7 protein-coding genes are annotated in these 6,449 nt (G+C 66.4%); 3 read left to right on the top strand and 4 right to left on the bottom strand.

Annotated elements, in window-relative coordinates; all coding sequences use genetic code 11:
* On the bottom strand, positions 1–765 hold a 765-nt coding region (locus G9H72_RS04660; RefSeq protein WP_166168259.1), incomplete at its 3' end, for a hypothetical protein.
* A gap of 304 nt (positions 766–1,069) precedes the next feature.
* Here G9H72_RS04660 and G9H72_RS04655 point away from each other — a divergent pair.
* Complete coding sequence (locus G9H72_RS04655; protein ID WP_166168256.1) at positions 1,070–1,564, top strand: hypothetical protein; 495 nt, start codon at positions 1,070–1,072, stop codon at positions 1,562–1,564.
* Positions 1,565–1,838: 274 nt separating this feature from the next.
* On the opposite strand, the gene G9H72_RS04650 is transcribed toward G9H72_RS04655, so the two are convergent.
* Entirely contained in the window at positions 1,839–2,483 is a 645-nt protein-coding gene (locus tag G9H72_RS04650; RefSeq protein ID WP_231126430.1) for a tyrosine-type recombinase/integrase, read from the bottom strand.
* A gap of 103 nt (positions 2,484–2,586) precedes the next feature.
* On the opposite strand from G9H72_RS04650, the gene miaB reads away from it, so the two are divergent.
* Together miaB and G9H72_RS04640 are read left to right on the top strand one after the other, a co-directional pair.
* The gene (miaB, locus tag G9H72_RS04645) at positions 2,587–4,083 is read left to right on the top strand and encodes a tRNA (N6-isopentenyl adenosine(37)-C2)-methylthiotransferase MiaB (protein WP_166168253.1); all 1,497 of its coding nucleotides are present in this window, start codon (positions 2,587–2,589) and stop codon (positions 4,081–4,083) included.
* 63 nt (positions 4,084–4,146) lie between these two features.
* The gene (locus tag G9H72_RS04640; RefSeq protein WP_166168250.1) at positions 4,147–4,341 is read left to right on the top strand and encodes a DUF2795 domain-containing protein; all 195 of its coding nucleotides are present in this window, start codon (positions 4,147–4,149) and stop codon (positions 4,339–4,341) included.
* Between the two features lie 117 nt (positions 4,342–4,458).
* Here G9H72_RS04640 and G9H72_RS04635 read toward each other — a convergent pair whose 3' ends face one another.
* Positions 4,459–5,076 (bottom strand): response regulator, encoded by a 618-nt coding sequence (locus tag G9H72_RS04635; RefSeq protein ID WP_166168247.1) that lies wholly within the window; start codon positions 5,074–5,076, stop codon positions 4,459–4,461.
* The gene (locus G9H72_RS04630) at positions 5,073–6,389 is read right to left on the bottom strand and encodes a sensor histidine kinase (protein WP_166168244.1); all 1,317 of its coding nucleotides are present in this window, start codon (positions 6,387–6,389) and stop codon (positions 5,073–5,075) included. The genes G9H72_RS04635 and G9H72_RS04630 overlap by 4 nt, the downstream gene beginning before the upstream one ends.
* Positions 6,390–6,449 lie beyond the last annotated feature (60 nt).

The following is a 6,449-nucleotide window of genomic DNA, read 5'->3' as shown; positions in this document are numbered from 1 at the left end:
GCTTGGCTTGGGGGACTCGCTTGGCTTGGGGGACTCGCTTGTACTCGAAGGAGGGGTAGTCGGCTTGGGCTCGTTCTTCTTGACAAGCTGCTCGCAGCCGGGGTACTTAGGCTCCTCCTTCTTTGTTGCTATGTCCATGAGGGTTCTCAACGAGTAGTCGTTGGTCGCTTCAACTCGGCAGGTTGTTCTGGACTCAACGTCATCGCCCTTGAAGGTCACTAGGGTGCGCCCTTCCTCTTTGAGCATCCGGAACCAATCACCGTCACTGATCACGTAGCCAACCACGTTCTCGTCCTTCACCCTGACAACTTCCGCCTTCCACCAAGGGTTTGCGGTTACCACCTGGAAAGCAAGAACGATGTATACGAGATTGCTTAGCTGGCTAACCACCTGACTGGAGTGCCCCAAGCTCTTCTTTAGGAGGATCGCCACGGACCACTTATCGCGCAGTAGCCACAAGATGCCTGAAACGATGAGCAGTAGACCCCAGTACCAGGTGACGATCTGCACAAGGAAAAGCAGCAGGGACAAGGAAAGACCCAACATGAGAGTCCGTACGTGTCCCGATGCCGTTGACAACCTACTGAGGTAGAACAAGTATCCGATTACGACAACTGGACCATTGACCGCGCTGTAGAGAGCAGCGATGGCCACGGCAAGGACGTCATCGGTGCCACTTAGAAGCGTGGTGGCCGTTCTTAGATCGCCGTTCGCGACCAGAAGTGCCCTAATTGCTACAAGCGCAGTCCATGTGAGGGTTATCACCCAAACAAGGTTCTCCCGAATAAACGCCTTCGGCGACAATGTTGGCTCACTCAATGCTGGCCCCCTTGACTAGTGGAAAGCTCTGGCCCGGGATGGTAACGGTTGAGTAGCTCGGAAGGCCCGGTTCCCGGACCTCGTGTGCTTGACAGGTCACTGTCCTAGGGTCGCTGGCATGGCTGCCGCTGACGACGCTTCCTGGTACGTAGATCACGGACCCTTGATCCTAGGGCTAGCAACACTGCTCGCCGCGAGCATCACCTTCGGAGCTGGCCTTCTGGGTCAATGGGTTAGACACAGATGGGAGGTGGAGGACGACAAGGAACGGCACAAGAGGGAGTTGGCAGAGAAGCGCCGGGAGGAGTTGAAGGACGCTTTCGTTCAGTACCTGGCCACACGGGCGCAGGTTAGGGAGTCAGTCACCAATGCGATCCGAGAACCACGGACGCAAGAAGGCGTTCCACGAGTACCAGATGAAATCATTGCTGGACTCAACTCACAACTTCTGACCTTCGTGTCTGCTGGTAACGTTCTGAAGCTGTTGCTGCCGAAAGTGACGAGTCACCTTGTTGACCACGATGGGAACCAGCTATCTGTCTGGTGTACGGCCAAGTTGGGCTTACCACCACTCGCGCCTGTCTATCCAGAGCCGAACTATATCTTCTCATTGGCATGGCGTTTGCTGAATGAGCCAGAGAAGAACCTGTCGTCATGGCTGGACAAAGTTAACAGCAAGATCTTGCCAGAGGATGAGAAGGCCCGCCCCAACGAAAAGGGCGGGCCTCCCCGTGACATCACCTAAGAGCCCCAGACTTCTCCGCCTGGCTCGTCAGCCGACTCGAACCGGAAGATGGCTCGAACGAGCTCATCGTTGCTACCAAAGTCGGCGTGCACCAATTCGAGCCCGTTCTTCTCGGCGTCGTTGAGGAGCGCCACCGTTGCTCCGTCTGGTGTTGTGTCCGCCCACGCTTGTCCCAGCAGTTGCTTAGCACGAAGTTTGAGGCTGTTATGACCATGCACTACGTACGGCATCAGCATTGCTCCCATCATCGTAGTCGAGCATGGAGACTAACACGCTACTCGAACAGGTCAGTGACAACTCGATCTATGTCGTCCTTGCTTACCTGAGCGTAGTAGCCGAGAGTTGTCTTCAAGTCCGCGTGACGCATCTGTCGGCGGGCAATCTCAGGGTTGATCCGTCTGTTCACGAGCATTGTCGCGTACCAGTGACTAAGCATGTGAGGGCTTAGCTCAATGCCTGCCTTCCTCCCATATCGGCGCAGAGACTCCCTGACACTGCCAGGCGTAATGATCGCGTCAGGAGCGGTTTCAATCCTGATGGCTAACCAATCAGGAATGACTACCTCACCAACGGTCTTAGCTGTTACAAGCTGCCCGTTGCTGTACCTCTGACGATGCACCTTTAGAACGTTTCCTCTAAGGTCTGTAGGACGTACGGCGCAAGACTCACCGACGCGTAGCCCTCCGTACATCATCAAGAGCCCCTGTAGCTCGAATGGAGAAAGCATGAGGGCAAAGCGCAGGCTATCTTCGTCCGGAAGGTCGTAGACCCTCGGTGATGCCTTGGGAATCTTCAATGACCCGATCCACGGTTGGTCACGGAACAGGGACCGAAGCGCCACCGTGTACTTCCGGCGAGTGTTCTGATTTGTCACAGCTAGTAACCGGGTGTGAAGCAACTGCAAGGTCAAGTCCTCCATCGAGACCTCCCACAGTCCCAGCAGGCGAACCGTCTGCAAGTAGGACTCGGAGGTAGACTGTCTGAGCAAACGGCTACTGAGAGTGACGAGGGCGAAGTCCCCTATGAGCACGGTCGAACCTCCACGGACCTACGAAGTCCGCACCTACGGGTGCCAGATGAACGTGCACGACAGCGAGCGCCTCTCCGGCCTGCTGGAGTCGGCGGGGTACGCCCGCGCCGCCGCGGGCGAGGACGCGGACGTCGTCGTCCTCAACACCTGCGCGGTCCGGGAGAACGCCGACAACAAGCTCTACGGCAACCTCGGCCACCTCGCGCCGCGCAAGGCGGCCGACCCGGACATGCAGATCGCGGTCGGCGGCTGCCTGGCGCAGAAGGACCGCGGCGAGATCGTCCGCCGCGCCCCCTGGGTGGACGTCGTCTTCGGCACGCACAACGTCGGCTCGCTGCCGGTCCTGCTCGAGCGCGCCCGGCACAACGCCGAGGCGCAGGTCGAGATCCTCGACAGCCTCGAGGTCTTCCCGTCGACGCTCCCGAGCCGGCGCGAGAGCGCGTACGCCGCCTGGGTCAGCGTCAGCGTCGGCTGCAACAACACGTGCACCTTCTGCATCGTCCCGGCGCTGCGCGGCAAGGAGAAGGACCGACGCCCGGGTGACATCCTCGCCGAGGTGGAGGCGCTCGTCGCCGAGGGCGTCATCGAGGTGACGCTGCTGGGGCAGAACGTGAACGCGTACGGCTCGGAGTTCGGTGACCGCTACGCCTTCGGCAAGCTGCTGCGCGCGTGCGGCGAGATCGACGGGCTCGAGCGCGTACGGTTCACCAGCCCTCACCCGCGCGACTTCACCGACGACGTGATCGCCGCGATGGCCGAGACGCCCAACGTGATGCCGAGCCTGCACATGCCGCTGCAGTCGGGCTCGGACGACGTGCTGAAGCGCATGCGCCGGTCCTACCGGCAGGAGCGCTACCTCGACATCGTGCGCAAGGTGCGGAGCGCGATGCCGGATGCCGCGATCACCACCGACATCATCGTCGGCTTCCCCGGCGAGACCGACGAGGACTTCGAGCAGACGCTCCACGTCGTCCGTGCGGCCCGCTTCTCCAGCGCGTTCACGTTCCAGTATTCCAAGCGGCCCGGCACGCCCGCCGCGGACATGGACGGGCAGGTGCCCAAGCAGGTCGTGCAGGAGCGCTACGACCGGCTCATCGCGCTGCAGGAGGACGTGTCCTGGAGCGAGAACAAGGCCCAGGTCGGCCGCACGATCGACGTGCTCGTCGCCGAGGGGGAGGGGCGCAAGGACGGGGCCACCCGCCGGCTGTCCGGCCGTGCCCCTGACAACCGGCTCGTCCACTTCGCTCCCGGGGACGAGACGCCGCGCCCCGGCGACATGGTCACCGTCGAGCTGACGTACGCCGCCCCGCACCACCTCGTGTCCGACGCCCCGGTCCGCGCGCTGCGCCGCACGAGGGCGGGCGACGCGTGGGAGGCGCGGCAGGCCGGCGCGAGCGTGCCGCGGTCCCGCTCGGTGGGGCTGGGCATGCCGAGCCTGGGCGTGCCCGCGCCGCTTCCGGCCGCGGTCGGCGGCTGCGCCGCGGGGTAGCCGCGCCCGACTCCGGGTAGCAGGGTCTCGACCAACGCAGGACGCGTTCCGGAAGGACTCCGCATGAGCGACAAGCCGAACCCGATCCAGATGCAGAAGTTCCTCGGCGGGGTGGACTACCCCGCCTCCAGGGACGACCTGGTCAAGCACGCCGAGGGCAAGGGCGCCGACGAGGACGTGCTCGAGGGCCTGCGCGCCATCGAGGACCGGACGTACGACGGCCCGAACGCGGTCAGCGCGGCGTTCAGCAAGTCCTGACCGCACACCACGCGCACCCCCAGCGCGTCGCTGACACGTGCCGATGTGGCGAGCTCTCCACAGGCCGGTGGGCCTGTGGAGAACTCGCCACATCTGCGTGATCGCGGTGGGGGAAGGTCAGGCGACGCCGTTGCGGTGCGCCCACACGGCGGCCGAGGTCCGGTCCATGACGCCGATCGCGGCGTAGACCCGCGTCAGGTGCGCCTTCACCGTCGCCTCGGTGATGCCGAGCTTGCGGCCGATCTGCTTGTTCGCCAGCCCCGCGGCGAGCAGCGAGAGCACCTCCCGCTCCCGCTCGGTCATCTCGACGGTGGGCCGGGTGGTGCGGGTGGTCAGCAGCGCGCGGGCGGCCTTGGGGTCGAGCGGCGACTCCCCGCGCGCGACCGCCGCGAGGCCGCGCACGACGTCCTGCGGGTCGCCGTCCTTGAGCAGGTAGCCGACCGCGCCCGCGTCGAGCGCGCCGACGACGCGCTCGCGCTCCACGAACGAGGTCAGCACGACCACCTGCGCGTCGGGCCGCTGCGCGAGGATGCGCCGGGTGGCCTCCACCCCGTCGACGCGCGGCATCGACAGGTCCATGAGCACCACGTCGGGCTGCAGGGCGGCGGCCATCGTGACGGCCTCGTCGCCGTCGGAGGCGGCCCCGACGACCTCGACGTCCGGCACCGCGGCCAGCAGCTGCTGCAGCCCGGCGCGGACGAGCGCGTGGTCGTCGGCGAGCAGGACCCGGATCACGCGGCCGGCACCTCCACCTCGACGACCCTCCCGCCCCCGTCCCGGCCGGAGACGGCGAAGCTGCCGTTGGCCCCGACGGCCAGGTCCTTCATCGTCCGCACCCCGAAGTGGCCCTCCGCGGCGACGTGCCCGCCGGGCAGCCCGACCCCGTCGTCGGCCAGCGTCACGATCACTCGTCCGGCGACCCGGCGCACGGTCACGTCGACCGAACTCGCGTGTGCATGTGCAGACACGTTGCGCAGGGCCTCGCGGGCGACGCGGTAGAGCAGCGACTCCACCTCCCAGGCGAGGTCGAGGTCGGCGGGCACGTCGAGTCGTACCTCGACCCCTTGCCCGGCGAGGGGAGCGGACAGGTCCGAGAGCGCCGCGCCGAGGCCCGAGGCCGCGAGCGAGGGCGGGTAGATGTCGACGAGCAGGCTGCGCAGTTCCTGAATCCCTTGTCTGGTCACCGTCGCGGCCGTGGCGACCGCCGGCCCCACGGCAGGGTCTGCGTAGGCCCGCGCCTGCACCGCCGACAGCCCGTAGCTCACGCTGACCAGGGTCTGCACCACGCCGTCGTGCAGGTCGCGCGCGATGCGCCGCCGCTCGTCGTCGGAGGCGTCGAGCGCACGCTGCAGCAGCAGCTCGCGCTCGCGCTGCCCGGCCTGCAGCCGCTTGACCAGGGTCCAGGCGAGCGGCAGCTGCAGCGCCTCCAGCAGCACCATGGCGAGCAGCAGCCCGGGCAGCACCTCGCGGAACGTCGTGGTCGCCTCGGCGGCGACCGAGCTGAACTCCTGGTACGTCTCCAGCAGCAGCGGGCGCCCCGAGGGCGTCTGGACCTGCTGGTAGACCTCGAGCAGCGGCCGGTCCTTGGGCTCGAAGCGGTTCTCCGGCTTGTCCAGGTCGCCGACCTCGGCCTCGACGCCGCCCTCGCGCAGCACCTCGAGCTCCTCCCCGTCGAAGCCGAAGCGGTCCCCGACGAGCCGGGAGTCGTCGGAGTAGACGACCGTGCCCGTCTCGTCCCACAGCTTGACCCGGACGATCGGCGCGCCGAGCACCCGCTCGCGGACGGCGGCGTCGAACCGGGCCACCTCGGCGGGCTCCCCGTCCGCGAGGCCGTCGGAGACGAGCGAGGCCACCGAGCGGGCGGCGATGCTCGACAGCTCGGCGGCGTCGTTCACCGCCTCGCGGGTGGCGACCCGCCGCAGCGCGAAGCCGGCGGCCAGCGCGAGCAGGAGCAGGGCCGCGAGCCCGGCGGCGACGAAGCGCAGCAGCAGCCGGCGTGGGACGGCCCGCGGCGGGCTGCCCGCGGCGGCGGGACGGAGAGCGGCCATCCGGGGATTGTGCGCGGCGGGCGCGCCGTCCGCGCGGGGAACGCGCTCTTCGGGGCGCCG

Source organism: Motilibacter aurantiacus (assembly GCF_011250645.1).
GTDB lineage: Bacteria > Actinomycetota > Actinomycetes > Motilibacterales > Motilibacteraceae > Motilibacter_A > Motilibacter_A aurantiacus.
Note: the sequence above shows the minus strand (reverse complement) of the source record. Positions and strands in the feature narration are given on the sequence as shown.